The organism is Streptomyces sp. NPDC002032 (genome assembly GCF_042890765.1).
Taxonomy (GTDB): domain Bacteria; phylum Actinomycetota; class Actinomycetes; order Streptomycetales; family Streptomycetaceae; genus Streptomyces.
Map to the genome: position 1 here is coordinate 346,467 of NZ_JBIASM010000004.1, position 25,351 is coordinate 371,817.

General features: G+C 74.8%; 23 protein-coding genes. 16 read left to right on the top strand and 7 right to left on the bottom strand.

The window, feature by feature from the left end:
• The first annotated feature begins 60 nt into the window (after positions 1–60).
• From ACFYYT_RS13185 to ACFYYT_RS13210, 6 genes are all read left to right on the top strand, one after another.
• Positions 61–1,128: a hypothetical protein gene (locus ACFYYT_RS13185; RefSeq protein ID WP_351828318.1), complete on the top strand. Its 1,068-nt coding sequence runs from the start codon at positions 61–63 to the stop codon at positions 1,126–1,128.
• 32 nt (positions 1,129–1,160) lie between these two features.
• Complete coding sequence (locus ACFYYT_RS13190) at positions 1,161–2,351, top strand: methionine adenosyltransferase (protein WP_351828321.1); 1,191 nt, start codon at positions 1,161–1,163, stop codon at positions 2,349–2,351.
• Complete coding sequence (locus ACFYYT_RS13195; RefSeq protein WP_351828324.1) at positions 2,348–3,364, top strand: hypothetical protein; 1,017 nt, start codon at positions 2,348–2,350, stop codon at positions 3,362–3,364. The genes ACFYYT_RS13190 and ACFYYT_RS13195 overlap by 4 nt, the downstream gene beginning before the upstream one ends.
• The gene (locus tag ACFYYT_RS13200; RefSeq protein WP_351828327.1) at positions 3,361–4,173 is read left to right on the top strand and encodes an SDR family oxidoreductase; all 813 of its coding nucleotides are present in this window, start codon (positions 3,361–3,363) and stop codon (positions 4,171–4,173) included. The genes ACFYYT_RS13195 and ACFYYT_RS13200 overlap by 4 nt, the downstream gene beginning before the upstream one ends.
• A 4-nt stretch (positions 4,174–4,177) precedes the next feature.
• Positions 4,178–4,987, top strand: a complete 810-nt coding sequence (locus ACFYYT_RS13205; protein WP_351828329.1) for a histidinol-phosphatase — start codon at positions 4,178–4,180, stop codon at positions 4,985–4,987.
• Between the two features lie 63 nt (positions 4,988–5,050).
• A complete protein-coding gene (locus ACFYYT_RS13210; protein ID WP_351828332.1) occupies positions 5,051–6,193 on the top strand; it encodes a hypothetical protein in 1,143 nt (380 codons plus the stop codon).
• A gap of 6 nt (positions 6,194–6,199) precedes the next feature.
• Here the strand turns inward: ACFYYT_RS13210 and ACFYYT_RS13215 are convergent, their stop codons facing one another.
• Both ACFYYT_RS13215 and ACFYYT_RS13220 read right to left on the bottom strand, forming a co-directional pair.
• The gene (locus ACFYYT_RS13215) at positions 6,200–7,255 is read right to left on the bottom strand and encodes a hypothetical protein (RefSeq protein WP_351828334.1); all 1,056 of its coding nucleotides are present in this window, start codon (positions 7,253–7,255) and stop codon (positions 6,200–6,202) included.
• Complete coding sequence (locus ACFYYT_RS13220; protein WP_351828337.1) at positions 7,252–7,914, bottom strand: hypothetical protein; 663 nt, start codon at positions 7,912–7,914, stop codon at positions 7,252–7,254. The genes ACFYYT_RS13215 and ACFYYT_RS13220 overlap by 4 nt, the downstream gene beginning before the upstream one ends.
• A 180-nt stretch (positions 7,915–8,094) precedes the next feature.
• Between ACFYYT_RS13220 and ACFYYT_RS13225 the strand changes: the two genes are divergently transcribed.
• A complete protein-coding gene (locus ACFYYT_RS13225) occupies positions 8,095–8,838 on the top strand; it encodes an SDR family NAD(P)-dependent oxidoreductase (RefSeq protein WP_351828340.1) in 744 nt (247 codons plus the stop codon).
• A 123-nt stretch (positions 8,839–8,961) separates the two neighbouring features.
• On the top strand, positions 8,962–9,993 hold the full coding sequence (locus ACFYYT_RS13230; protein ID WP_351828343.1) for a hypothetical protein: 1,032 nt from the start codon (positions 8,962–8,964) through the stop codon (positions 9,991–9,993).
• Between the two features lie 34 nt (positions 9,994–10,027).
• Here ACFYYT_RS13230 and ACFYYT_RS13235 read toward each other — a convergent pair whose 3' ends face one another.
• Positions 10,028–10,525 carry an NUDIX domain-containing protein gene (locus ACFYYT_RS13235; RefSeq protein WP_351828346.1) on the bottom strand — a complete coding sequence of 166 codons (498 nt, stop codon included), beginning with the start codon at positions 10,523–10,525 and terminating at the stop codon, positions 10,028–10,030.
• Between the two features lie 239 nt (positions 10,526–10,764).
• On the opposite strand from ACFYYT_RS13235, the gene ACFYYT_RS13240 reads away from it, so the two are divergent.
• The 4 genes from ACFYYT_RS13240 to ACFYYT_RS13255 all read left to right on the top strand — a co-directional run bounded on the left by ACFYYT_RS13240 (position 10,765) and on the right by ACFYYT_RS13255 (position 14,962).
• Positions 10,765–11,874, top strand: a complete 1,110-nt coding sequence (locus ACFYYT_RS13240) for a hypothetical protein (RefSeq protein ID WP_351828349.1) — start codon at positions 10,765–10,767, stop codon at positions 11,872–11,874.
• Positions 11,875–11,884: 10 nt separating this feature from the next.
• Positions 11,885–13,642 carry an asparagine synthase (glutamine-hydrolyzing) gene (gene asnB, locus ACFYYT_RS13245; protein WP_351828352.1) on the top strand — a complete coding sequence of 586 codons (1,758 nt, stop codon included), beginning with the start codon at positions 11,885–11,887 and terminating at the stop codon, positions 13,640–13,642.
• 25 nt (positions 13,643–13,667) lie between these two features.
• The gene (locus ACFYYT_RS13250) at positions 13,668–14,303 is read left to right on the top strand and encodes a histidine phosphatase family protein (RefSeq protein WP_351828355.1); all 636 of its coding nucleotides are present in this window, start codon (positions 13,668–13,670) and stop codon (positions 14,301–14,303) included.
• Between the two features lie 113 nt (positions 14,304–14,416).
• Entirely contained in the window at positions 14,417–14,962 is a 546-nt protein-coding gene (locus ACFYYT_RS13255) for a DM13 domain-containing protein (RefSeq protein ID WP_351828358.1), read from the top strand.
• 25 nt (positions 14,963–14,987) lie between these two features.
• Here the strand turns inward: ACFYYT_RS13255 and katG are convergent, their stop codons facing one another.
• A complete protein-coding gene (katG, locus tag ACFYYT_RS13260) occupies positions 14,988–17,219 on the bottom strand; it encodes a catalase/peroxidase HPI (protein ID WP_351828361.1) in 2,232 nt (743 codons plus the stop codon).
• Between the two features lie 278 nt (positions 17,220–17,497).
• On the opposite strand from katG, the gene ACFYYT_RS13265 reads away from it, so the two are divergent.
• Entirely contained in the window at positions 17,498–17,914 is a 417-nt protein-coding gene (locus ACFYYT_RS13265) for a Fur family transcriptional regulator (protein WP_351828364.1), read from the top strand.
• A gap of 59 nt (positions 17,915–17,973) precedes the next feature.
• Here the strand turns inward: ACFYYT_RS13265 and ACFYYT_RS13270 are convergent, their stop codons facing one another.
• From ACFYYT_RS13270 to ACFYYT_RS13280, 3 genes are all read right to left on the bottom strand, one after another.
• The gene (locus ACFYYT_RS13270) at positions 17,974–19,206 is read right to left on the bottom strand and encodes a VWA-like domain-containing protein (RefSeq protein WP_351828367.1); all 1,233 of its coding nucleotides are present in this window, start codon (positions 19,204–19,206) and stop codon (positions 17,974–17,976) included.
• Positions 19,203–20,471 (bottom strand): MoxR family ATPase, encoded by a 1,269-nt coding sequence (locus ACFYYT_RS13275; RefSeq protein ID WP_351828370.1) that lies wholly within the window; start codon positions 20,469–20,471, stop codon positions 19,203–19,205. The genes ACFYYT_RS13270 and ACFYYT_RS13275 overlap by 4 nt, the downstream gene beginning before the upstream one ends.
• 101 nt (positions 20,472–20,572) lie before the next feature.
• Positions 20,573–21,973 (bottom strand): hypothetical protein, encoded by a 1,401-nt coding sequence (locus tag ACFYYT_RS13280; RefSeq protein ID WP_351828373.1) that lies wholly within the window; start codon positions 21,971–21,973, stop codon positions 20,573–20,575.
• Positions 21,974–22,434: 461 nt separating this feature from the next.
• On the opposite strand from ACFYYT_RS13280, the gene ACFYYT_RS13285 reads away from it, so the two are divergent.
• The 3 genes from ACFYYT_RS13285 (at position 22,435) to ACFYYT_RS13295 (ending at position 25,305) form a co-directional block, all read left to right on the top strand.
• On the top strand, positions 22,435–23,226 hold the full coding sequence (locus ACFYYT_RS13285; protein WP_351828375.1) for a serine/threonine protein kinase: 792 nt from the start codon (positions 22,435–22,437) through the stop codon (positions 23,224–23,226).
• The gene (locus tag ACFYYT_RS13290) at positions 23,195–24,673 is read left to right on the top strand and encodes a serine/threonine-protein kinase (protein WP_388607808.1); all 1,479 of its coding nucleotides are present in this window, start codon (positions 23,195–23,197) and stop codon (positions 24,671–24,673) included. Before ACFYYT_RS13285 ends, ACFYYT_RS13290 begins: the two co-directional genes overlap by 32 nt.
• A 164-nt stretch (positions 24,674–24,837) precedes the next feature.
• On the top strand, positions 24,838–25,305 hold the full coding sequence (locus tag ACFYYT_RS13295) for an RICIN domain-containing protein (RefSeq protein ID WP_351831666.1): 468 nt from the start codon (positions 24,838–24,840) through the stop codon (positions 25,303–25,305).
• Positions 25,306–25,351 lie beyond the last annotated feature (46 nt).

Consider the following 25,351-nt stretch of genomic DNA (forward strand, 5'->3'; position numbering starts at 1 on the left):
ACGCGTACGCCGGGCCGCCGAGTCGGAGTTGGCAGTCGCAGAGGAAGGAACCCCCTGTCCATGGAACCGATCCGTGTCGCGCTCGCCGGCGCCGGGAACTGCGCTTGGAGCTTCAGCCAGTTCACGGCCCTGGCCCAGGCGAACCCCGAGGCCCGGCTGCCCGGCCTCATGTCCCACACGGTGGGCGGCTACCGGCTGGCCGACGTCACCATCGTCGCCGCCTTCGACGTGGACGCGGCGAAGGTGGGGCTCCCGCTGGCCGAGGCGTTCACCGCCCCCGCCATCTCCGCGACCGCGTTCACCGCCCTGGGCGCCGACCGGGACGCCCCGGTCCTCCCGGCGCCCGTCCTCGACGGGCTGGAAGGACCGCTCGGCGCCGTCGTCCGGCTCGCCGACGCCGCCCGCGACGCCACCCCGGAGCACGTGGCCAAGGCCCTCGTCGAGCACGACGTCGACGTCCTGGTCATCGCGCTGCCCACCGGCTCCTCCCGCGCCATCCGGATGTTCGCCCACGCCGCCCTCGCGGCCGGGGTGGCCGTCGTCAACTGCACCCCCGAGGAGCTCGCCCGGGACGGCGAACTGCGCCGCCGGTTCGCCGACGCGGGCGTCGTCCTCCTCGGCGACGACCTGCGCAGCCACTTCGGCGCCACCACCCTGCACACCGCGCTCATCGAACTGCTCCTGAGCCGGGGGGTGGTGCTCGGCGACACCTACCAGCTCAACGTCGGCGGCAACACCGACTTCCTGAACCTGGCCGACGCCCGCCGCTCGGCCGGCAAGTTCGCCTCCAAGGCCAACGCCCTGCGCGCCGCCGGAATGACGGACGTCGAGGGCGTCGCCGGACCCACCGGGCACATCGGCCACCTCGCCGACACCAAGGTGTGCTTCGCCAGCATCAAGGCCACCTCCGTCCTCGGCTCCGGGATCGAGATCGACCTGAAGCTCACCGTGGAGGACAGCCCCAACGCCGCCGGCGTGATCGCCAATGCGGTCCGCGTCGGCAAGACCGCCGCCGACCGGGGACTGAGCGGCGTACTGGATGACGTCACCGCCCTCCTCTTCAAGAGCCCGCCGCACGGCCTTCCCGAAACCGAGGCCAGGGCCGCCTTCCTCGGCTTCGCCTCCTGACCCCCCGCCGCCCCCCAGCAGAAGGACGGTCCATGCTGTCGATCCAACGCGATGCCCTGTCGGTCGAAGACCTCCCGTACGAACTCGTCGAACGCAAGGGCGTGGGACACCCCGACACCATGTGCGACGCCATCGCGGAGCGCATGTCCCGCTACTACTCCCTGCACTGCCTCAAGGAGTTCGGGGCGATAGCCCACCACTGGTTCGACAAGGTGACCCTGTACGGCGGCGGGGCCGACATCGACTACGGGCGGGGCGAACTCACCTCCCCCTACCGGGTCAGGTACTTCGGCAAGGCGGCCTTCCGGGTCGGCTCCGCCGAGATCCCCGTCCCGGAGCTGATGTTCCGCGCCGCCGCCGACGTACTCGCCGAGGTGACCACCGGCTTCGACCCCGACCGCCACCTGGTCGTCGAATCCGGGGTGGTCGACCACCGGGGCTCGGGCCGCGGAGCCTCCCGCTACCAGCCCGCCACCACCGCCGACCTGGTCCCGCTGCGCGCCCCCGGGCTGGTCTCCAACGACACCAACCTGCTGCACGGATACGCCCCGCTGTCCCGGCTCGAAAACGCCGTACTGGGACTGGAACGCCTGGTCAACGGAGCCGCGTTCAAGGAACGGCACCCCGACAGCGGCTGGGACGTCAAGGTGTTCGGCAGCCGCCGCGGCGAGGCGTTCAGCCTCGTCGTCAACATGCCCTTCCTGGCGGCCCACATCACCTCCATGGACCACTACCTCGCCCGCAAGGCCGTCATCCAGGCGGAGTTGGAGGCGGCCGTCGGCCGGCTCGGCATCGGGGACTTCCGGATGCTGATGAACGCCACCGACCGCAACGGGCGCCCCTACCTGACGGCCCTGGGCTCCGTCGCCGACACCGGCGACGTCGGTGTCGTGGGCCGGGGCAACCGGGTCAACGGGCTCATCACGCCCATGCGTCCCATGAGCATCGAGGCGCCGGCGGGCAAGAACCCGCTCGACCACACCGGCAAGATCTACAACGTGCTCGCCGCCCGGCTCGCCCGGCAGGTGCACGAGGAGTTCGGCGGCCCCGCGCAGGTCCACGTCTTCACCTCGAAGGAGGCCCCGCTGGAATACCCCGACGAGGTCGTCGTGACCAGCCCGCGCGCCGAGGAGGAAGCCCTCGCCGCGCTGGTGGAGAAGGCCGTGGCGGGCACCGGGGACCTGACCGCCGAATTCGTCGAGACGGGCATCACCCTGTGGTGACCGACACCGCCGCACGGGCCCTCGTGGCCGCCGCCCACGCCACCGGGCGGCGCCAGGACACCGGAGCGGCGCCCGGTTCCGTACCCGACGGCGGCAGCCACTTCACCGTCCTCGTCAAGCCCGAGGTGCTCACCCCCGAGGCCACGGCCGAAGCCCTCGCGCAGACCCTGCGGGTGCTCGGCGCGGACGGGGTCCGCGTCCTGCGCTGCGTCCTGACCCCGGCCGCGGACTTCGCCGTACGGGGCCACCTGCACCTGCACTACCCCCGGCTCCACCGGGTCGCCGCCGACGGGCCCCCCGCCCTGACCTCGGGCGCCCGGCGGGAACTGGCCGCGCTCACGGCGGCCTGCGGGGCCGAGGAGGCGCTCGGCGCCCTGGACGCCATGAGCCGGGACCCGGAGCTGACCCCCCTGGCCCTGGAGGAACGCTGCCGCAAGGCGGGCATCCACAAGCTCGGTTCCGGCTCGTACGCCTCGGTGACCGAGCTGCACGGGCGTACCGTCGCCGTGCTGAACGGCTTCCTGCCCGCCCTGGCCGGCGGCTACGCCGACCCCGGGGCCCTGGTCGCCCTGCTCGAATGCCACAGCGTCCGGGAGATCGCCGACCTGCGCGAGCACCTCCTGGGCGCCCTCGACCCGGCCGCCGCGGACCCCGCCTCCCTGCGCGGGGCCCTCGCCGACCGCATCGCCCGACAGCACGGCATCCCCCTCTCCGAGGGCCGCAACGGGGTCCACCTGTCCGCCGGCCACCTGGAGGGCATGTTCCAGGCCTGGCGCCACTTCGCCGCCCCCGACGGCCTCGGCATCGACAGCACCCCCCTCGGCCGGGCCCTGGCCGGCGCCGGGGTCCCCCTCGCGGCCGTGCGGCACCTGGCCACCGACCCGGACCTCGCCGGGGACCGCGGCGGGACGCTGGCCCCGCACGGAGCCACCGAGGGCCTGCGCCGCGACGAGGTCCTCGACCGGGTCCGGCAGTGGGCCGACACCCTCGCGGAGACGGGAGAACGGCCGTGAGCGGATCCGTACGCGGACTCACCGGACGTACCGCCCTGGTCACCGGCGGCGCCCAGGGCATCGGCGCGGCGGTCACCGAACGGCTGTGCGCCGAGGGCTGCCGCGTCGTGGTGTACGACAAGAGCGAGGGCCACGGCCGCGACGCCGCCGAGGCCTGGCGCAAACAGGGCCACGAGGTGCACCTGGCCGTCGGCGACGTCAGCGACCCGGTGGCCGTCCGGCAGGCCTTCGCCGGGCTTCCCGAGGGCTGGCCCCCGGCGACGCTCCTGGTGAACCTCGCCGCGGGCTTCGTCTTCAAGGGGCTGGAGGCGACGCCGGAGGAGTGGCACGCCGCCCTCGACCCCACCATCGTCGGACTCTCCCTGGTCACACGGGAGTTCGTCGACGCACTGCCCGAGCCCGGGGCCGACGCCGACGCCGGCCCCGGCCCCGGCCCTGCCATCGTGAACATGGCGTCGATCTCGGCGCACATCGCGCAGAGCGGCTACCTCACCTACAACACCGGCAAGGCGGCCGTCCTCGGGTTCACCCGCTGCGCCGCCCAGGACCTCGCCCCGCGCGGGATCCGGGTCAACTCGGTCAGTCCGGGGACGGTGTGGAACGCCAACAACGAGCGGTACCACCGCGAGGCCCTCGGCCTCGACCGGCCGGCGGCCGAGGCCGCCCCCGAACACGGCGGGAAGTTCCTGCTGCGGCGCTTCGCCGATCCGGCGGAGGTCGCGGCACCCATCGTGTTCCTGCTCTCCGCGGAGGCGAGCTTCATCACGGGCACCGACCTCGCGGTCGACGGCGGATATCTGGCGGTGTGACACGGTGATCGATCTCCATACCCAGCACGACCGGTGCGGCCACGCCACCGGATCCCTGCGGGACTACGTCCTGGCGGCCATCGACCGGGGCGTCCACGTCCTGGGCCTGTCCGACCACGCCCCCATGTTCGCCTCCGAGGAGGACCAGGCGCTGCCCCGGGTGGCCATGCCCAAATCGGAGTTCCCCGCCTACCTCGCCGAAGCCCTGGCCCTCAAGGCGGAGTTCGAGGGCCGCATCGAGATCCTCGTCTCCGCCGAGGCCGACTACCTCCCCGGCGCGACGGAACCGTACCGACGGGCGCTGAGCGGCCTGCCGCTGGACTACGTCATCGGCTCGGTCCACATGTTCGAGGGCCGGGACATCTTCGACACCACGCGCTGGGAGAGCGTCGCGGAGGGCGAACTGCCGCTGGTCAAGGCCCGGTTCTTCCGCGAGGTGGCCGCTTCGGCACGGTCCGGGATCTTCCATGTCATGGGGCACGTGGACGCCCTCAAGGGCAACCACCCCGTCCTGGGCGCCGTACCCGCGCCCGCCGCCACCGACGAGATGCTGCGCGCGATCCGGGACTGCGGGGTCGTGATGGAACTCAACACCTCCGGCGGCACCAAGAAGTGCGGCGGCTGGTACCCCGAGCCCGAAGTGCTGGAACGTGCCCACCACTTCGGCGTGCCGATCACCTTCGGCTCCGACGCGCACGTCCCCGAACGCGTCGCCGACCAGTACGAGGAGGCCGTCGAAGTGCTGCGCGGCATCGGCTTCCGCACCTGGACGGTGTTCCGCCGGGGGATCCCGCGCACCCTGCCCCTGGCCTGACCGCGCCCGCCCCCGCGCCCGCCCCCTGCCCCCGCCCCTGACCGACCGCTTTCTGGAGCCCGTATGCAGACCGCCGAACTCGCCGCCCACGACCCCGCCGCCGCGACCACCCGCTTCCTGCGGGTCCGCGGCCAGCCCCTGAAGATCGTCACCGATTCGCCCGGCGCCGACGGCCTGGTCTCGGAGACCTTCTCCCCCCAGGGCATGCTGGGCGTCGTCGACTCCCCCCACGAACCCGCCCCGGACCTCACCATCGTCGACCTCGCGCGCGACCCCGCCGACATCGACGCCCTGTTGCGCGAGAGCGCCTCGGCCGCCGTCCGGGGCGAGTACGAACTCACCCGCGGCTACCGGCTGCCCCGGTACACCACCGGCACCCACACCGTCTTCACCCTGCGCGACGTGAACTCCGACGAGACGGCGGCGCTCGTCCGCACCGAGGGCCGCGTCACGATCGTGCGGCCCCGCTCGAACCTGGGCGACCGGTGGCTCACCCGGATCATCCGCGACGTCGCCACCCGCATCGCCAAGGCCGAGGGCTCCCTCGTCCTGCACTCCTCGGCGTTCGTCCACGAAGGCGGCGCCTACCTGGTCGTCGGCGACTCGGGAGCGGGCAAGTCCACGACCGCCGTCGCGCTCGCCCGCCTGCTGCCCTCGGCCGGCTGGATGGGCAACGACCGCATGCACCTGGACCGGCGCCAGGACGCCTACCACGTGACGGCCTGCCCGCTGCCGCTCGCCATCAACAAGGGTTCCCTCGACGTCATGGGCGTCACCGGCTTCGAGGACTGGTCCGTACGGGCCGGGTTCCCGGCGCCGGACTCGGACTGGGACCGCTTCCAGGGCGAGGAGAAGCTGAAGCTGAGCTCCCGGGAGGTGCACCGCCACCTCGGCGTCGACGTCGTGCCCGCGGCGCCGCTCGCCGGGGTCGTCCTGCCGCGCGTCGACCTCTCGGCGGGCTACTCCCTCGAACCCGCCGGCGCCCGCCACGCGGCCGAGGTGATCGGACGCAACTGCTTCTCCCTCGACGACAACCTCTACGGCGAGGACTGGCTGGAGGTACCCGTCCGGCGGCCCGGCCCGCCCCCGTCGCTGGAGGCCTTCCTGGAACACCTCGCGAAGCTGCCCGTGCTGCGCTGCACCCTGGGCGGGGCGGCCGACGTGGCGCGGCTGGCGGACGGGTTCAGGGCCGCCACCCGGGCGTGACGCCGCTCAGCGCGGGCGGCGGGGAGGGTCTGGCCGGCGGGGAGGGCCGGGGCGGCGGCCGGCCGGGAGGTCCGCCGCCACCCGCTCCACCCGTTCCAGATTGCCGGGGAAGCGGGCCCAGAACCGCGCCACCCAGTCGAGGTACCACGGCACGAGGTCCGCGCCGCGTTCGCCCAGCAGCCGCAGGTGCCCCTCGCGCGGGAGGAACCACAGGGCCCCCAGCCGGGCCAGGTCCGCCGCGTCGGCGCACGGCAGGCCCGGGCCCGCGCGCAGGTGCTCCAGGAAGGCCCGGACGGCGGCCGGATCCAGCACGAAGTCGCCCCGGCCGGCGCGGCAGGTGAGCCACAGGGCCTTGGCGGCGTCGGCCGGCCGGCGGGAGAAACTCGTCTCGTCCCAGTCGATGACGGTCAGCGGGCCCCCGGCGCCGGCCCCGCGGATCAGGTTGCGGCCGTGCAGATCGCCGTGGTGGACCACCACCGCGTCCCTACGGGTCAACCGGGCAGCCCCGTCCGCCAGTTCGCCCAGCCGGTCCTGCGCCGCCCGGGCCAGGGGGGTCCACCGTCCGGTCAGGAAGGGGGCGGCGAGGGCCCGTTCCCGCTCCCCGTCGGCCAGCCACGCCGACGCGTAGTCCCCTACGGTCTCCTCCGCGACGGCGAGCCCGTCCGCGCGCCCCGCCAGGTCGGTGAGGACACCGGCCAGCGCGGCGGCGTGCTCCCGCGCGTCCTCGGAGGCCGCCCCGGGCACGAACGGCCGGACCACCACCAGCCGGGGGCGCCCGCCCGGGTGCAGCCCGAGGTCCAGGACCGGCGGGTACCAGGCGCACCCGCGCAGCGCCGCGTCCACGGCCGCGACGCGGCGCAGCACCGCCGCGCGGGAGCGTTCCGGGCAGTGCACCTTCACCGACAGCTCCCGGCCCCCGTCGGTGAGCCGGTACGAGGCGTTGACGCCCCGCCCCTCCAGGGCTTCGGCGCGCCCGGCCGCGATGAGCCGCATCACCCGCGCGACGCCGGGACCGGCCGGCGCCGCGTCGGACCCCCGGCCGCCGCCGCCCGGCGCGCTCACGCCGCGCCGCCGTCCCCGTTCCCGGTCCTGTCCCCTTTGCTTCCCCCGTGCCCGTGCCCGTGCCCGTGCCCGTGCCCGTCCCCGCCCCGGCCCGGGCCGCCGTCCGGGCCCGTCCCGGCCTCGAACCACGCGTCGACCGCCGCCGCCATCCGGGACACCGGCTCGGAGCTGTCCAGCCGCAGGACCGGGCACGGCCGCTCGGCCAGCCAGCGGTCGTCCACGTCCCGGCTCCGGCTGGTGACCGTGCTCTCGTCCCAGCCCCGCGCCCAGTCCAGGAAGTCCCGGTGCGCGCTCTCCAGCCGGCCGCCGCGCGCGATCGTGTCCCCGTACCGGACCACCTCGCGGCGCATCAGCCGGTCCATGCGGCGGTCCCCTTCCAGGGACAGGTACACGACCGCGTCGACGCGCGCGATGACCCCGTCGCCCCAGCCCCGCAGCGAGCCCGAGAGGACCCACGCGTCACGCGGCACGAACAGCGCCTCCATCAGCGCCAGCCGCTCCTCGACGGGGCGCTTGTGGGTGTAGGGCGGGGAGGTCGGCAGCCACAGGTAGTCGTCGACGTCCGCGTGCGGGACGGCCCAGCGGGAGGCCAGCGAGCGGCCCAGGGTGGTGGTTCCCGTGCCGCTCGGCCCGGTGACCAGCAGGCGGCGCCGGCGCATGTACGGTCTCCCCTCGTCGTGCCCCGGCACGTCTGGACGCGCCGGGCGCTGCGCCCCGCCGCCGACCCGGCCGGAGGGGCCCGTCCGCTTCCGATCCTAGGCTCCGGCGGCCGTCCGCCGCGGCGGACGGCCGGATTCCGATGGCAGACAGATCCCGTCGGCGCGATTACTGTCGCCCGCATGCCGACCGCACTCGTGACCGGTGTCTCCCGCGGCCTGGGCGTGCACCTGTGCCGCGCGCTCAAGGCCTCCGGGTACCGCGTGCTGGGCGTGGGCCTGTCGGCGGCCGCCGGGCACGACGCCCTCGACGACTACCGGCCGGTGGACCTGCGCGAGCCGGTCCCGCGGGACCTGTTCGCCGCCGAGGACGTGGACGTGCTCGTCAACAACGCCGGCGTGTACCTCGACGACCCCCGCCGGGGCTACGGGGACCTCTTCGCGCTCTCCCACGAAGACCTGCGGGACACCTTCGAGGTCAACCTCTTCGGCGCGGCCCGCCTGGTCCTGCGGTACGCGCCGCTCATGCGGGCGCGGGGCGCGGGGCGGATCGTCTGCGTGTCCTCCGGCATGGGCCGGCTCCAGGACGCCGACGGGGCCTCCTTCGCCTACCGCTCCTCGAAGCTGGCGGCCAACTCCCTGGTCCTCGCCGTGGCCCGGCACTTCGCGGCGGCCCCGGGGGACCTGTCGGCGTTCTCGTACTGTCCCGGCTGGATCCGTACGGGCATGGGCACGCCGTCCGCCCCGCACGAGCCCGCCCCGGCCGCCGCCGACCTGGTCAAGCTGCTCGGCGCGCCCGCCGGGGAATCCAACGGCCGTTTCTTCCGGGGGCTGCGGGAACTGGGCTGGGACACCCGCGGCCCCTGGGTCGGGGACGGGCCCGCGCCGCCGGAGGCGCCCTTGTCACGGGCCGACCCGCCGACCTAGGCTCGCGGCGGACATATCGCCTGGCCGAACCGGACGGTACCGGGGGGAACCACCCCGGCGCGGTTCGCCGCCACCACGCCGCCCGTTCGAGCGCGGACCCAGACCCCGGGGTGATGCACCGAGATGACCGCTCCCGCCGCCACGCACCATTACGTCGTCCGTTCCCCTTTCGCCCGCACCGGCCTCACCTGCCCGCCCTCCGTCGCCGAGCACATCGACCGCCTCGCCGCCCCCTACCTGACCCTTGTACCCGGCCCCCGGGAGCCCGGCGTCTGGCGGACCATCGCGGACGCGGCGCCCCCGGGGGACGCCGTACCGGAATCGGTCGCCGCCCAGGGCGAGACCGCCGTCGACTACGCCGTCGACCATCCGCGCAAGGAGCTGTACCACCTCGCCCCCCGGGGCGAATCGTGGGTCACCCAGTCGCTGCTGCGCGCCACGCGCGCGATCCACCGCAGCGAGGCGAGCCGCCAGGGCGTCCTGTTCCTGCACGCCGGCCTGGTCCAACTTGGCGGCCTGGGCGTCGCCGTGGTCGGCGGGAGCCGGGCCGGGAAGACCTCGTTCGTGATGGCCGCCGTCCTCGGCGGCGGGGGCGTCATGGTCTGCAACGACGACGTGAGTCTGACCGCCGGCCGGGACGGCACGGTCACCGGCGCGGGCTGGCCCCGCTCCGTCTCCGTCCGCCTCGACACCCTCGACCTGCTGTTCGGCGCACAGCGCGCCCGGGCCGTGCGGGCCTCGCTCACCCACCCCGCCAACGAAACCCTGCTCAGCCTGCGCGATGCGGGCATCGAACAGCACGGGACCGCGCTGATCTACCCCTGGGAGTACGCGGACCTGCTGGGCACCGCGATCGGCCGCTCGGCCCGCGTCGACGCGATCGTCCACCTCAGCCTGGCCGACGACCCGTCGGAGGCCGACCTCGCCCCCGTGGAGGCCGGCGAACGGGGCGCGCTGCTCGACCGGCACGTCCTCGGGCTGCCCAACAAGCACCTCAACATCTTCGGCCACGAGCCCGACCCCGAACGGCTGCACCGCACCCGGCGCGCCCTGACCGCCCTGCCGACCTTCCGCTTCCGCTACGAGTTCCGGGACGTCCGCCGCCAGGTCGACCGGCTCGCCCGCCACCTCCACGACCGGATCCCGGCGCCGTGACCCCGCGCGGGCGCCCGCCGCGGAGGCCGGCCGCTCAGAGCCCGAGCCGTACGGGCCGCCCCGGAACGCCGCCCCGGACCAGGGCCGTCAGCGGGGCCCCGAGGCCGCGCGGCGAGAAGAGATCGGGCCCGCGGTACTCCACGACCTCCCGCAGCGGCCACCAGCGCATCCCGTGGATGTTCTCGGCGGCGAGGGCCGCCTCGTCCAGCCGCCCGCGCGGGGTGAACGGCCCGGTGCGGACCAGGAAGTAGTCGTTGACGACCCCGTCGTACCCGCGGCTGATGCCGGGGTCGAGGATCTCCTGGTGCCACACGTGCGGCGGGTCGCCGGTGACGGCCAGGCCCACCTCCTCCTCCAACTCCCGCCGCAGGGCGCCCAGGAGGGTCTCGCCCCGCTCCACGCCGCCCCCGGGGGCGGCCCACACCACGATCGTCCCGGACGGGTCCGGGAGCACGAAACGGCAGAGCAGCACGCGGTCGGCCCCGTCCAGGACGAGCGCGCGCACCGAGCGCCGGAGGTTCACCTCGGTCATCGGACCACGGTACCCGCGCCCCGGCCCGCACGAGCGGACGCCGTGGACGCCGTGGATGCCGATACAGGGGGCATATCCGGACAGTGAACGGGCGCGGAACGGCCGGAATCGCGGCCTTGATCCCCGGACGCCCGTTCTCCTACGTTGAGTTGCGCCGAGCCGGGCCCGCGCCGACCGCCCCGCCCGGGCCCCGCCCCGCCCCGCCCACGACACGTGGGCCCACCCACCGAGAGGAACCCGTGGTCCTGCCTTCCTTCCGTACGCACATCTCCGCCGTCCACGGCATGGACGACTTCGACGAGGCCGAGGTGCTGGAGAAGATCCACCTCGCCGACGCGGACGTCCTGATGCTGTCGGGCTCGCTCGTCGACGGCTCGGGCACCCCGTCGTCGGACTTCGACTTCTCCGTCATCGCCCCCGCGCAGGACGAGCGGTTCCACCGGGACACCTTTCCGCGCGACCAGCACATGCGGTACTACACCAGCGGCGACCGGGTGAGGGCGAGCTTCGACTACCTCCCGCACAGCCTCCTCGGCGTCGACGTCGAGTACTGGACCGCGCCCGAGATCACCGCGATGCTCGCCGCGCACAGCCGCCTCTACGCCCACCTGTGCGGCCGCGCCCGCAAGTCCTCCGCCTTCGCCGCCTCCGCCGTGGACTTCCGGCTGCTGTCCCGCCTGACGTACGGCGTCCCGCTGACCAACCCCGCCGCGTACGAGGAGATCACCGCCGGCCTGCGCCCGGGCGAGGTCTGCTACACCGCCTTCCGCACCGCCGTGGGCAGCTACCCCGACTTCCGCGACCTGGCCGGCATGTGGGCCCAGGGCGACCACGCGTGCGCCCTCACCGCCGCCCGCAAACTCGGCGCCGACACCTTCCGGGGGCTCACGCACGTTTACGGGAACACCAACCGCAACCCCAAGTACCTGCCGAGGTTCCTCTCCCGCCTCCCCGGACCGCTCACCGCGCTCGCCGACCGCTACCGCCGGCTGAGCACCCTGGGACCGGCCACGCCCGACGCCGTCGCCGCCACCGTCCTGGAATGGCTCGACCTCATCGACCTCGCCTTCGCCGAGATCCGCCGGGCCCGCGACGGCGCCGAGGCCTTCGTGGGGCGCGAGGAGTTCCTCGGCCTGCTCGGCGGCGAGCTCCACCGGACGATGCACTGGAACGCGGAGATCTCCAACGAGTACGCCTTCCGCGCCCGCGAGGCCTCCGACGACGTACCTCCGCTGCGCGAGCTGCTCGCCGCCCTGGAGAAGCGGGACGAAGCCGCGCACGGACTCCCGCTGCGCCAGTGGGCCGCCGCCCGCACGGCGCCCGCCGGCGAGAACAACCAGTCCCGCTGAGGAGCCCCACATGTGCCGCATCTACGGCTACTTCGGGTTCGACCTCGACGCGGACGCCCTCGACGCCGCCCGGGACGCCCAGCTCCCGGGCGGCCCCGACCAGCAGCGCCACGCCCGGGGCGAGCGCTGGGGCCTCGGCTGCAACCGCCTCTCCATCCAGGACCCGGGCCACGGCCGCCAGCCGTTCGCCAACGCCGACGCCACCGTCCACGCCGTCTTCAACGGGGAGATCTACAACTTCCGTGCCATCAGGGAGGAACTCGCCCGGCACGGCGTCCACGTCGAGGGGGACAGCGACGGCTCCGTCCTCGTCCCCTACTACGAACTCCACGGCGACGGCTTCGTGGACCGCCTCGAGGGCATGTACGCCATCGCCCTGGTCGACCGGCGCACCGGGCCGCCCCGCCTCAAGCTCTGGTGCGACCCGCTCGCCGTCAAGAGCCTCTACTACGCCGCCACCGACCGCGGCATCGCCTTCTCCTCGGAACTCTCCGGGCTCGCCCCGCTGCTGCGCCGCCCCGTGACCGTCGACGCGCTCGCCGTCGACCACTACATGAACTGGCAGTGCCTGCCCGACGGTTCCTCCTGGTACGCCGGGGTGTCCTCGCTGCGCCCCGGCGAACGGCTGGTCCACGACGGCCGCGCCGTCGAGCGCCGACTGCCCGGCGACCCGGAGCCGGGGCCCGGGGCGCCGGGGGAGGCGGACGCGGAGTTCGGCCCCGACCGGCTGGGCGCCCTGCTGGCCGACGAGGTCGCCCGGATGACCCTCCAGGACGCCCCCGTCGCCGTACAGGTCTCGGGCGGCCTCGACTCCGCCGTCCTCGCCACCCTCCTCGGCCGGCTGCGCCCCGACGTCACCGGCTTCCACGTCACCCACGAGGGACGCCACGACTCCGACGAGGAGCACTACGCCCGCCGCGCCGCCGCCCACGCCGGCATCCCGCTCGACGTCGTCGAGATCCGGGAGGCCGAACTCCCCGCCCTGATACCCGAGATGGTGCGCGCACTCGGCGCGCCCAACGCCACCCCGCACGCCCTCAGCGCATACGTCCTGTTCCGGCGGATCGCCGGCCGGGGCCTGCGCGTCTGCTTCACCGGCGACGGCGCCGACGAACAGTTCGGCGGCTACCGCCGCTACAGCACCGCCCTCGCCGCCACCGACACCGCCTGGCGGCCGCGCTACCTCGACCGCCTCTCGCTGGTCCCCGAAGCCGAGTACCGGGGCCTGTACACCCACGAGTACCGGGCCCTGCTCGACGAGCGGGGCAGCAGCCGGCAGCGGTCCCTGGAACTGCTGGAGCGGCCCGCCCCCTCACGGCTGGAACAGATCCTCGCCTTCGACCGGCTGCACAAACTGCCCGGCCTCAATCTGCGCAAACTCGACCACCTCGCCATGGCGCACGCCGTCGAGGGCCGCGTCCCCTACTGCCAGCCCGCCGTCACCCGCTTCGCGCGGCGCACCCGCGACGCCTGGAAGGTCGACGGCCCGCACCGCAAGCGGATCCTGTGGGACGCCGGAGCTCCGCTGGTCCCCGAGGCCGTCCGCACCCGGCAGAAGCAGCCGTTCACCTTCCCCGTACGCGCCTTCATGGCCCCCGGCACCGCACTGTGGGACTTCGCCGCCGCCACCCTGGCCCGCCCCCGCCTGTGCGCCGCCGGTTTCCTGGACGCCGCGGCCGTACGCACCGTCCTCACCGAACATGGGCGCGGCCGCGACCACGCCCGCCTGCTGTGGGGTCTGATGGTCCTGGAACTCTCCCTCCCCTAACCGTCCCACCGGAAAGGCGTCCCCCGTGCGCACCCTCCACGTCGTCACCCACCCGGAAGCCACCCACCACGTCGAAGGGCTGGTCGGGGGGTGGCACGACTCCGACCTCACCCCCACGGGCCTGCGCGAGGCCGCCGCCATCGCCCGGGCGCTGCGCGCCGCCGTCCCCGAGGGGGCCGAGGTGGAGCTGATCTCCTCGGACCTGCTGCGGACCCGGCGCACCGCCGAGGAGGTGGGCGCCCTGTTCGACGTGAAGCCCGTCCTGGACGAGCGGCTGCGCGAGAAGTCCTACGGCGAGGCCGAGGGCAGGCGGCAGGCCTGGCTCGACGAGCGGTTCCTGCCGCCGCCCGCCGTCGGCGACCGGATGGAGCACCGGGAGGGGATCGCGGGAGCCGAGACCAAGGCGGCCTTCGCCCGCCGGGTCTACGCGGTCATGGACGAGCTCCTGGACCACCCCCGCGAACACCAGATCGTGGTGACCCACGGCTACGCGCTGACCTTCGTCGTGGCCGCCTGGATCGGCATGCCCGCCGAGTCCCTGGGCTACGTCAACTTCCGTGCGCCGTCGGGCAGCATCACCACGCTGCGCGAGGACGACTTCTTCCACAACCGCCAGGTCGTCCGCCTCGGCGACACCAGCCACCTCGACGGCCCCGTCTGACGCCGGGCCGGCCGGCTCCGTAAGACTTCCGTCATCGCGGCGTGCCTGGTCGCGGGGGTGCAGGCCCCGTTGAATGGCGGGGAAGACGGAACCACGAGCGAGGGCGGCCGGCAGTGAGCACGAAGAAGCGGGGCAAGGGGCCGGTCGTGGCGGGGGCGGCCGTCGCGGCGACGGCGGTGCTGGGCGCCGGCCTGTACTGGTTCCAGCCGTGGAGGCTGTGGGAGGACGACACCGTCCGCGAGGCCCCGCCGGCCGTCGCGGCCTCCCCGGCCACCCCGACGGGCCGGCCGGCCGCGGCCGCCGGGCCCCGTACCGTCGCCGAGGGCGCGCTGATCAGCCACGAGCACGCCACGAGGGGGACGGCCAAGGTCATCCGGCTCCCCGACGGCAGCCACACCCTGCGCCTGGAGGGCCTGGACACCAGCAGCGGCCCGGACCTGCGGGTCTGGATCACGGACGCGCCGGTGAAGGAGGGGGTGGCGGGCTGGCGCGTCTTCGACGACGGCAAGCACCTGAGCCTCGGCAAGCTCAAGGGGAACAAGGGCGACCAGAACTACGCCCTGCCGGCGGGAGTGAACCCCGCCGAGTACAGCAGCGTCACGATCTGGTGCGACCGCTTCGACGTCTCCTTCGGCGCGGCGCCCCTGACCGCCGTGTGACCACGGCGGTCAGGGGGCGTCACGGTCAGACGAGGTCGAACCGGTCCAGGTTCATGACCTTGTCCCACGCGGCGACGAAGTCCTTGACGAACTTCGCCTTCGCGTCGTCGGACGCGTAGACCTCGGCGAGCGCGCGCAGCTCGGAGTTCGAGCCGAAGACGAGGTCGGCGCGGGTGCCGGTCCACTTGACCTCGCCGGTGGCGGCGTCGCGGCCCTCGAAGGTGTTCTGGTCCCCGGAGGCCGCCGACCAGGTGGTGCCCAGGTCGAGCAGGTTGACGAAGAAGTCGTTCGTCAGGGTCCCGGGCGCCGTGGTCAGGACGCCGTGCCGCGACTGCTGGTGGTTCGCGCCCAGCACGCGCAGGCCGCCGACGAGGACCGTCAGCTCGGGCGCGCTCAGGTTCAGCAGGTTGGCCCGGTCGATGAGCAGGTACTCGGCGGGCAGGCGGTTGCCCTTGCCGAGGTAGTTGCGGAAGCCGTCGGCGACGGGCTCCAGCGCCGCGAAGGACTCCACGTCGGTCTGCTCCTGCGTGGCGTCCACCCGGCCCGGGGTGAACGGGACCGTGACGGGGGAGCCGGCGTCCCTGGCGGCCTGCTCCACGGCGGCGGCGCCGGCCAGCACGATCAGGTCGGCGAGCGAGATCCGCTTCTGGCCGCTCTGGGCGGAGTTGAAGGACTCCTGGATGCCGCCCAGGGTCCGCAGCACCTGCGCCAGCTGGTCGGGCTCGTTGACCTCCCAGCCGCTCTGCGGCTGCAGGCGCACGCGCGCGCCGTTGGCGCCGCCGCGCTTGTCGCTGCCGCGGAAGGAGGACGCGGAGGCCCAGGCGGCGGAGACCAGCTGGGACACCGTCAGGTCGGAGGCGAGCACCTGCTCCTTGAGGGCGGCGACGTCGGCGTCGTCGACGAGCTCGTGCGTCAGCTCCGGCAGCGGGTCCTGCCACAGCAGCGTCTCGGCGGGCACCTCGGGGCCGAGGTAGCGCACGACCGGGCCCATGTCGCGGTGGGTCAGCTTGAACCAGGCGCGCGCGAAGGCGTCGGCGAAGTCCGCCGGGTTCTTGTGGAAGCGCCGCGAGATCTGCTCGTACGCCGGGTCGAAGCGGAGCGAGAGGTCCGTCGTCAGCATGGTCGGGGCGTGCTTCTTCGCCGGGTCGTGGGCGTCGGGCACGGTGCCGGTCCCGGCGCCGTCCTTCGGCCGCCACTGGTTGGCGCCGGCCGGGCTCTGGAAGAGCTCCCACTCGTAGCCGAAGAGGATGTCGAAGAAGCTGTTGTCCCAGGTGATCGGGGTGTTCGTCCAGATCCCCTCCAGACCACTGGTGATCGCGTCCGCGCCCTTGCCGGTGCCGAAGGAGTTCTTCCAGCCCAGGCCCTGCTGCTCGATCGAGGCGGCCTCGGGGTCGTCGCCGACGCTCTCCGCGGGGCCCGCGCCGTGGGTCTTGCCGAAGGTGTGGCCGCCCGCGATCAGGGCGACGGTCTCCTCGTCGTTCATCGCCATGCGGCGGAAGGTCTCACGGATGTCGCGGGCCGCGGCGATCGGGTCCGGGTTGCCGTTGGGGCCTTCCGGGTTGACGTAGATGAGGCCCATCTGGACCGCGCCGAGCGGGTTCTCCAGCTCGCGGTCGCCGCTGTAGCGCTCGTCGTCGAGCCAGGTGGTCTCGGGACCCCAGTAGACGTCCTCGTCGGGCTCCCACACGTCGGCGCGGCCGCCGGCGAAGCCGAAGGTCTCGAAGCCCATCTGCTCCAGGGCGACGTTGCCGGTGAGGATCATCAGGTCGGCCCAGGAAAGGCTCTGGCCGTACTTCTTCTTGACGGGCCACAGCAGGCGGCGGGCCTTGTCCAGGTTGCCGTTGTCCGGCCAGCTGTTGAGGGGGGCGAAGCGCTGCTGGCCGGCGCCCGCGCCGCCGCGGCCGTCGCTGATGCGGTAGGTGCCGGCGCTGTGCCACGCCATGCGGATCATGAAGGGGCCGTAGTGGCCGAAGTCGGCGGGCCACCAGTCCTGCGAGGTCGTCAGCACCTCGGCGATGTCCCGCTTCACGGCGGGCAGGTCGAGGCTCCGGAAGGCCTCCGCGTAGTCGAACTCCTCGCCGAGCGGGTTGGCCACGGCGGGGTTCTTCGCGAGGATCTTCAGGTTCAGCCGCTCGGGCCACCACTGACGGTTGCCACCGCCCTGGGTCGGATGCGGGGCGCGCTCGTGCGCGACCGGGCAGCCGCCCCCACCCTCCGATTTGGCGTCTACGACGATTGCATCATGGTTCTCAGACATGGGAATCCTTCCGGACCTGGTGGATCACACAACGCTCAGGAACTGCGTGCGGGTGTCAAAAATGAGGGGTCGGGCAGCGGGGCTCCCGAGCGGCGGCGGTCCGTCTCGACTCCGTCTCCCGCCGCTCTGGAGGCTTCCTGTCTCTTGGCTATCCAGCAAACCGATCCTACGATGGACAGAATCCAAGTCAAGATGGAGACCAAGTTCCTGTCCCCTCGGATTCTGGACGCGGGCCGGTAAGCTCCGTGCATCCCGCCGAACTGAATGGGTGAGCCGACATGAGTGACCTGCTGGAGCGACTGCGAGGACGCGGCTGGCGCATGACGTCCCAGCGGCGCGTCGTCGCCGAGGTCCTCGACGGCGACCACGTCCACCTCACGGCGGACGAGGTCCACGCCAGGGCGGTGGAACGGCTGCCCGAGATCTCCCGGGCCACCGTCTACAACGCCCTCGGCGAACTGGTTTCCCTGGGCGAGGTCGTGGAGGTCTCCACCGACGGCCGCGCCAAGCGCTACGACCCCAACGCGCACCATCCGCACGAGCACCTGGTCTGCTCCGGCTGCGGCCTCATCCGCGACGTCCACATGACGGGCGATCCGCTGGCCCACCTCCCCGCGGACGAACGCTTCGGCTTCACCGTATCCGGGGCGCAGGTCACCTACCGCGGACTCTGCCCGGCCTGCGCCGGATCCTGAGCGGCCCTCCAGCGCCGCGCGAGGCCCGGGCCCGCCCCGGCCGCCGGCCCCACCGGGGCCTACCCGATCTCCACCACCCGTGCCCAGGCGGGCGGTGCGTCCGGCACGTAGTCGGGATCGTCCTCCCGGTACGCGGGCGCCCGGGGGAACAGCCCCACCACCGTCCGACACGCGGGCCGCGTCGCGGGCCACGGCGTCTGCCCGTCCGTTAGCACCACGATCACGTCCGGCCGGGCCCCCGTGCGCAGCGCCCGCGCGAAACCCTCGCGCAGGTCCGTACCCCCGCCACCGAGCAGGGGAATCCCCTCGGCGGCGCACAGCGGGTGCGCCACCCGGGCCGCCGCGTCGCACGACACCACCGAGACCAGGTCCCGGCGGCCGCCCACGGCGCGCGAGATCGCGGCGACCTCCAGCAGGGCGCTGCCCAGTTCGGTGTCGCTCACCGACGCGGAGGTGTCGATGACCACGCACACCCGGGGCGGCCTGCGCCGCAGGCTGGGGAGGACGGCGCCGGGCACCCCCGCCGAACGCCGCGACGGGCGGCCGTAGCTGTAGTCCTCGCCCGCACCGGACCCGGAGGCCGCCGACCGGACCGCGGCTCCCAGCAACGCCCGCCAGGGCTGCGGCGGATGGAACGCCTCGCGCGCCCACCGCCGCCACGCCTTGGGGGCGCTGCCGGGGCGGCCGGTGATGCCCTCGGCCACCCGGAAACGGACCGCGTCCCGCTGTTGCTCCGTGAGTCCGTCCGCGCCGTCCGGCCCCAGGTCCCATTCCCGCTCCAGCCCGTCGGCGCCGCTGCCGCAGTCCAGCCAGCCCAGGTGCGAGGTGGCCGCTCTCAGCGTGAAGCGGGGCAGGTAGTCCTCCATCAGCTCGCCGGACGGCAGCCCCAGATCGCCGGGTAGGAGGGCCCCCTCGGGCCGGGCCAGACCGTCGCCGAAGGCGTCGTCGTTGATCTCGAAGTCCGCGGCGATGTTCATCCGCAGCCGGTCCCCGGCAGAGGTCAGCCCCTGTTCCCGCGCCAGCCGGTCACCGCGCCCGTGGTGGTCGCGCAGCAGGTGCGACACCTCGTGGACCCACACCCCGGCCAGCTCCTCCACCGGCGTGCGGTCCACGAAGCCGGGCGAGACGTAGCAGCGCCAGTACCGGTCGACGGCCATCGTGGGCACCCGCCCCGACGCGACGGCGTGCAGCGCGAACAGGGCCGTGGCCAGGTACGGCCGGGCCCGGGCCGCGTGCAGCCGGGCGGCGAACAGTTTGCCGGTGTCCAGCACCCCGGCGGCGGCCCCGCTCATACGGAAGCCCCCGCGCCGGCCCGCTCCGCGACCCGGGCCGCCGCCCGGTCGGCGCGCCGCGACACGGTCACCGCTCCCGCCAGCCGCTCGATCGCCTCCGGCACGTCCCAGTCCTCCCGGCGCAGCGAGGCCAAGGTGGTGGCGGGGACCACCACCAGGTCCGGGGCGCCCGTCTCCAGGGCCCGGACCAGCAGCGCCCACGCCGCGTCCCAGCGGGACTTCTCGGGGCGGGCCCGTACCGCGGCCACGACCCCGTCCAGCACCGCCTGGCGCAGGTCACCCCGCTGCGGCAGTTCGCCCCCGGCCGGATCCGCCAGCAGCGTCTCGGGGTCCGGCAGGTCCATCCGGTCCAGCCAGGCCAGCAGTTCGAGCCCCGGACCGTCCCCGACCGTGCCCCGCACCAGCAGGGAGAGCACCTCCCGCGAAGAGCCGGCGGCGGTCGCGAAGGCGGTGAGGCACAGGGCCATGTCCCAGCTCCGCGGCGACGGCCAGGGACCGCCCCGGCGGGTCTCGCCGCTGGGCAGCAGATGGACGAGCTTGGGCCGGGCGCCGAGCAGCCCGCACACCGCGCGCCGCCCGAAGGCGACGGCCTCCGGCAGCCGTCCGGGGTCCAGCTCGGGGAGCGTGGCGCGGGGCCAGGTCCCGCCGAGGCCGCGTACGACGACCTCGTGGTCGTGCGTCCACTGGAGGTGGACGAACCGGTTGGCCAGGGGCGGGCTCAGCTCCCAGCCGTCGGCCGCCGAGGAGCGGGGGTTGGCGGCGGCCACGATCCGCACGCCGGGCGGCAGTTGCAGCGAGCCGATCCGCCGCTCCAGGACCAGCCGGAGCAGGGCGGCCTGCACGGCGGGCGGAGCCGTGGACAGTTCGTCCAGGAACAGCAGCCCCCGGCCCGCCCGCACCAGGCGCACGGCCCAGTCCGGCGGAGCCATCGGCACGCCCTGCTCGGCGGGATCGTCCCCGATGACGGGCAGCCCGGAGAAGTCCGACGGCTCGTGGACACTGGCGATGACCGTGGTCAGGGGAAGGTCCAGGGCGGTCGCGAGCTGGGTCAGGGCCGCGGTCTTCCCGATCCCCGGCTCGCCCCACAGCAGGACGGGCAGGTCGGCGGCCACGGCCAGGGTCAGGGCTTCCAGCTGTACGTCGGGACGCGGTTCGGTGGCGCTCTCGCGCAGCAGGGCGAGCAGGTCCGCGGCGACGTCGAGCCGGGAGACCGGGGCGGAAGCGGGGGCGGCCACGGGCGAAGAGGACATGGGCGAAGAGGACATGGGTGATCACCTTGGAGTTCGAAGGGGCGCCGGCCGCCGAAGGATGCGGAAGGCGCGGGGAAGGCCGGGCGGAGGGGCAGGGCGGACGGAAACCCGGCAGGTCAGCGGGGGGTCGCGGCCCGCTCGGAACGGGGCCGCCGGACGCGCGCGGGCACCGGCCCGAGCCGACGGCCCGGCCCGCGTCCGATCAGCCCCGCCCGGAACATCCCGTACACGACGCGGCGTTGCGCGGCCGCCGCCAGCTCGTCGCGCAGGGCGCCCTCGCGGAGCACCGCACCGGGCCCGAGGAGGCGCTCGACGACGGCCAGCGCACCGGCGGTGTCCCCGTGGACGAGGCGTTCGCGGACCCCGGAGAGGCAGTCGGGACGCCGGTGCGCCTCGTCGACGGCCCGCAGGCAGGGCAGGGGAGGGCCGCCCAGCGCGACGAGGAGTTCCTCGCGCCGGAGTTCGGCCGGGTCGTGGTCCAGCGGGGCCAGTACCCCGTCCACCAGGCCGATCCGGTGCACGGCCCCCCGGCACTCCACGAGCCGTGGGCCGCCCGGCGGGTCCGGGGGCCGGGCCGGCGCCGCGGCCGGATGGTCCGGAGCCAGGGCGCGGGCCACCAGCGGGTGCAGCCGGCCGGCCCCGATCAGGCCCGCGCGCAGCAGTTCGAGGTCGGGCGGTATCCGGGTCGCCGCGTCGGGCAGCACGGGCAGGGCCGCCGTGTCCCCGTCCGCCGCGGCGACGGCGATCCGCGGTACGCGCCCGGGCCCGTCGGGGGCCACCTCCAGGACCAGCCGTTGCCGGTTCCCGTACCGCACGGCGACCCGGCCCGCGGGCCGCCCCGCGTCGGCGCGGAGCAGGACCGCCGCCTCCGCCGCCCAGCGGTCCACGGCCCAGCCGCCCCCGGGCGGCCCGGCCCCCGCCGGGAGGGCGGCCACGAGGGCGCGGGCGCCGTCGCGGGGCGGCCCGTCGGCCCCGGAGCGGTAGCGCAGCTCGCCGCTGCGGCGGGCGTCCCACAGGTGGCGGTGCAGGTCGAAGCGGTAGCGCCGGTCCGGACGGGGGTGCGGGTGGCGGAGGTCGCCGGGCCCGGGGCGGGAACGGTCCCACAGCGCGAGCTCGAAGCGCTGCCCGGAGTCCGCCCACGCCGGCGGGGTCCGGACCACGAGGTGGACCGGGCCCGAGCCGTCGTACCCGGCGCCCTCGTACCGGGCCAGGGCGAGGGTCAGCCCCGGCCGCAGCAGCCCGTCGGGGGCCACCCTCGGCAGGTGCCAGCGCAGCAGGTCGGGCGCCAGGTGACGCAGGTCGGAGCGGACCCGCGAGGCGAGTTCGCGGCCGTGGATGCGCGCCACAGCGCGCAGGTCGAAGCCGACGTCGACACCGGAGGCGGCGCAGGCCGCCGACCAGTCCCCGGCACGACGGCGGGCGGTGGCGGTCTCGATCATGGACGGCGGCACGGCGAACTCGCGCACGCGCAGCCAGCGGGAAAGGCGGGAATCGCCGTTCGCGGGGTGAGGGAGCATCAGCGCTCACCTTGCGCGGACGGGACCCCCGATCTGTGAATGCGGTGAGTGGTCATCGCGGTGAGCGTAACGGCGGGGGCGCCGCTCCCGCCAGGGATTAACCGGCACCCCGGGCGGGCACGGCCCCGGGCGGGGCGGAGCACGGGTCCGGCACGGCACGGCACGGCCCGCGGCGGGGCCCGGCACGGGTCCGATGCCGGCCAATCCGGCCAACCCCGGCCGGCCCCGGACGCCGGCCCGCCGGCCGCCTCCCGGCCCCCGCGCCGGCCCCGCCGCGACCTGCCCCGACCGCCCCCGGCGGCCGAACGGAAGGCGCCGGCCCCGGCGTCCGCGGTGGCGTGGCAGGCCGGCGAGGGCTACGGAAACAGCCAAAGCGCCACCGGGAACCCCCGTACGGCCTGTGTACCCTTCGCCGCGTGACGAGCTGTCACACCGGACGGGAACGGGGCGAGGAGGGGGACGTGAGCGGGGTAGTGATCCACCTGCCGCCGGGGAGCGGCGACGCGGTGACCCTGCGGCTCGGGCCGGGGGAAGTGGCGCGCTTCGGGCGGGGCTCGGAGACGACGCCGGTCGAACTCCGCCTCGTCGACGCGGCGATCTCCCGGCTGGCGGGGGAGATCAGGGTGACCGACGACCACTGGCAGCTCAGCAACCACAGCGCGACCCAGACCTACCTGGTGGAGAACCCGGAGGGCGCCGGCGAGTACCTGAGGGTGCCGCCGAGACGGGCCGGGGCGCCCATCCCCTTCGAGTTCTCCCGCGTCGTGCTGCCCACCCGCGGCGAGACCACCGTCTCCTTCCAGGTGTTCGCGCCCGACCACGTCTATCTGGACCCGGAGGGCGCCGGCGGCCCCTGGGGGAGCCGCACCCTGACCGCGTACTCCCTCGACGAGACCGCCATCTACTTCCTGGTGCTGGTCGCGCTCTGCGAACCGCGGCTGCGCGACGAGTCGCCCGTCGCCGTGCCGACCACCCCCGAGATCGTCAAACGGCTCGGCGCGGTCCCCGGCTGCGCCCAGCTGACGGCCCGCGCGGTCAGCTCGCACATCGACTACCTCGCCGACGAGAAGATGCGGATCAGCGTCCCCGCCGACACCGGAACCGGCCGCGGCTCCCGGCGCAACGGCAAGCGCGAGGCGCTCGTCGGACTGTCGCTGCGCTTCGGACTCGTACGCGAGGAGCACCTCGCGCTGCTGCCGCCCCGGGCCCGAGGAGCAGAGGGTGCAGCGCCCGGCCGACGCCTCGGGAAGTGATCGCCTCGCCGGCCTCCCGCCGGGCCATCGCGTCGGCCGCTGGGAGGTCACCGGACCGATCGGGGCCGGCGGCTGGGGAACCGTCCACGCGGCCCGCCCCGCCGACGGGGACGCGGGGGCGGGGCCCGGGCCCCGCGACGTCGCGCTCAAACTGCTGCCCACCGGCGGACTCGGCCCGCTCCAGGCCCGCCGGGTGGCGGAGTCCGCCCGGCGCGAGGTCGAACTCGGGCGCCGGGCGCCGCACTCCAGACTGATCCGCCTGCTGGACTCCTTCGTCCTCAGCGAACCCGGCCACCCCCACCTCGACGGCGCGATCGTGCTGGTCATGGAACGGGCCGCGCACAGCCTGCGCGACCTGCTCGGCACCGCCCTCCCCGAAGCCGAGGGCGCCCGGCTGATCAGGGAGATCTGCGAGGGCCTGGCCCACCTGCACCGCAGCGGCTGGGTGCACGGGGACCTCAAACCGGACAACGTCCTGATCATGGCGGACGGTTCGGTCCGGCTCGCCGACTTCGGGCTGGCCACCGAACTGACCGGCACCCACGGCACCCACGGGTACGCGCCCCCGATGGGCACCCCGGACTACCTCCCGCCCGAGCGCTGGCGGGCCCCGCTCGGCGAGCTCGGCGTGCAGGTCCGGCCCAGCGCCGACGTCTGGGCGCTCGGCGTCCTGGTCCACGAGGTGTTCGCGGGCGGCGCCGCGCCCTTCCCGGGCGCCACCCCCGTCTCGCGCGGAGCCGCCGTCCAGGAGTACGCCGACGGCCGCGCCCCGCTGCGCATGGACCACGCCGTCCCGCCGTTCTGGCGGGAGCTGGCCGCCGACTGCCTGGCCCCGACCCACGCCGCGCGCGCCCCGCACACCGCCGAGAGCCTGCTCGCGCGCATCGCCGCCCGGCCGGACCCGGCGGCCGGGGAGGGGGCGGCCCCGGTGGCCCGGCCGCCGGCCCGGCCGGCGCCGCGGCCACCGGCGCCCCGGCGCCGCAAGGCCCGCGCCGCCCTCGCGGCGGCCGCCGCGTGCGGGGCGGCGGCGGGCCTGTGGTCGTACGCCGGCCCGGGCGGGGCCGCAGGCGGGGAGTCCGGCACGGGCGCCCAAGCCCCGGGCCGGATCAGGGTGTTCAACGCCGAGAAGAGCTGCCGAGAGCCCGGCGCCCGGGAGCCGCAGTGCAGCCTCGGCCTGGCGGTCGACCCCCTCAAGGCCTACGCCCCCGACAACGTCATCCCCACCCGGGTCTGGCACGGAGAGGTCCTCGCCGTCGACTGCCTGCTCCCCCGGGGGATGCCCATCGTCGACGAGTCGGACGCCGTCTCGCTGGAGTGGTACCGCGTCCGGCTGCCCGAGGGCTCCGACCGCGCCACGGCCTGGCTGCCGGCCGTCCGTACGAAGGACCGCCCGGCCGTACCCGAGTGCCCGCGCCCCACCGCCACCGCCACCGCCACCGGAGGCTGACGGGCCGACGGCCGCGCGGGCCGGGCCGCCCGGCGGGTCCCCCGAGTGTGGCCGGCGGCGCCCGGCGCCGTCACTCCGGAGCGTTCCGGATGCCCGCGCCCCGTACGCCGCCGCTAGCTTGCGGTCTGCCCGTCCTCCCCCACGGAAGGAAGAGACCCCAGCAGATGCGTACCCCGCGAACGACCGTGCCCGGCAGGGCCCTTGCCCTCGCCTCCCTCGCCTCCCTCACCCTGCTGGCGGCGGGCGCCCCCGCCGCCACGGCGGCCCCGGCCGACGCCGTCCAGAGCTTCCGCAACCAGGCGACCGACCACTGCATGGACGACACCTCCAACGGCTTCCGCACCTGGAGCTGCAACGGCAGCAAGCCGCAGCAGTGGAACGTGCACGTCTGGGGCGACGGGACCCGCCAGCTGCGCAACGTCAACACGGGCCGCTGCGTCGAGGACACCGACAACGGCTTCCGCACCGTCGGGACCTGCAACTCCAACCCCGAGCAGAGCTGGTGGGTGAAGGTCTGGGGCGACGGCAGCGTCCGCCTCCAGAACCAGGCCACCGGACGCTGCATCGACGACAGCTCCCTGGGCTTGCGGACCTGGGCGTGCAACGACACCCCGTACCAGAGCTGGTTCTGACACCCCCCACGCGGATCCCGCAGATCAGTCACGAAGGAGCAGACAG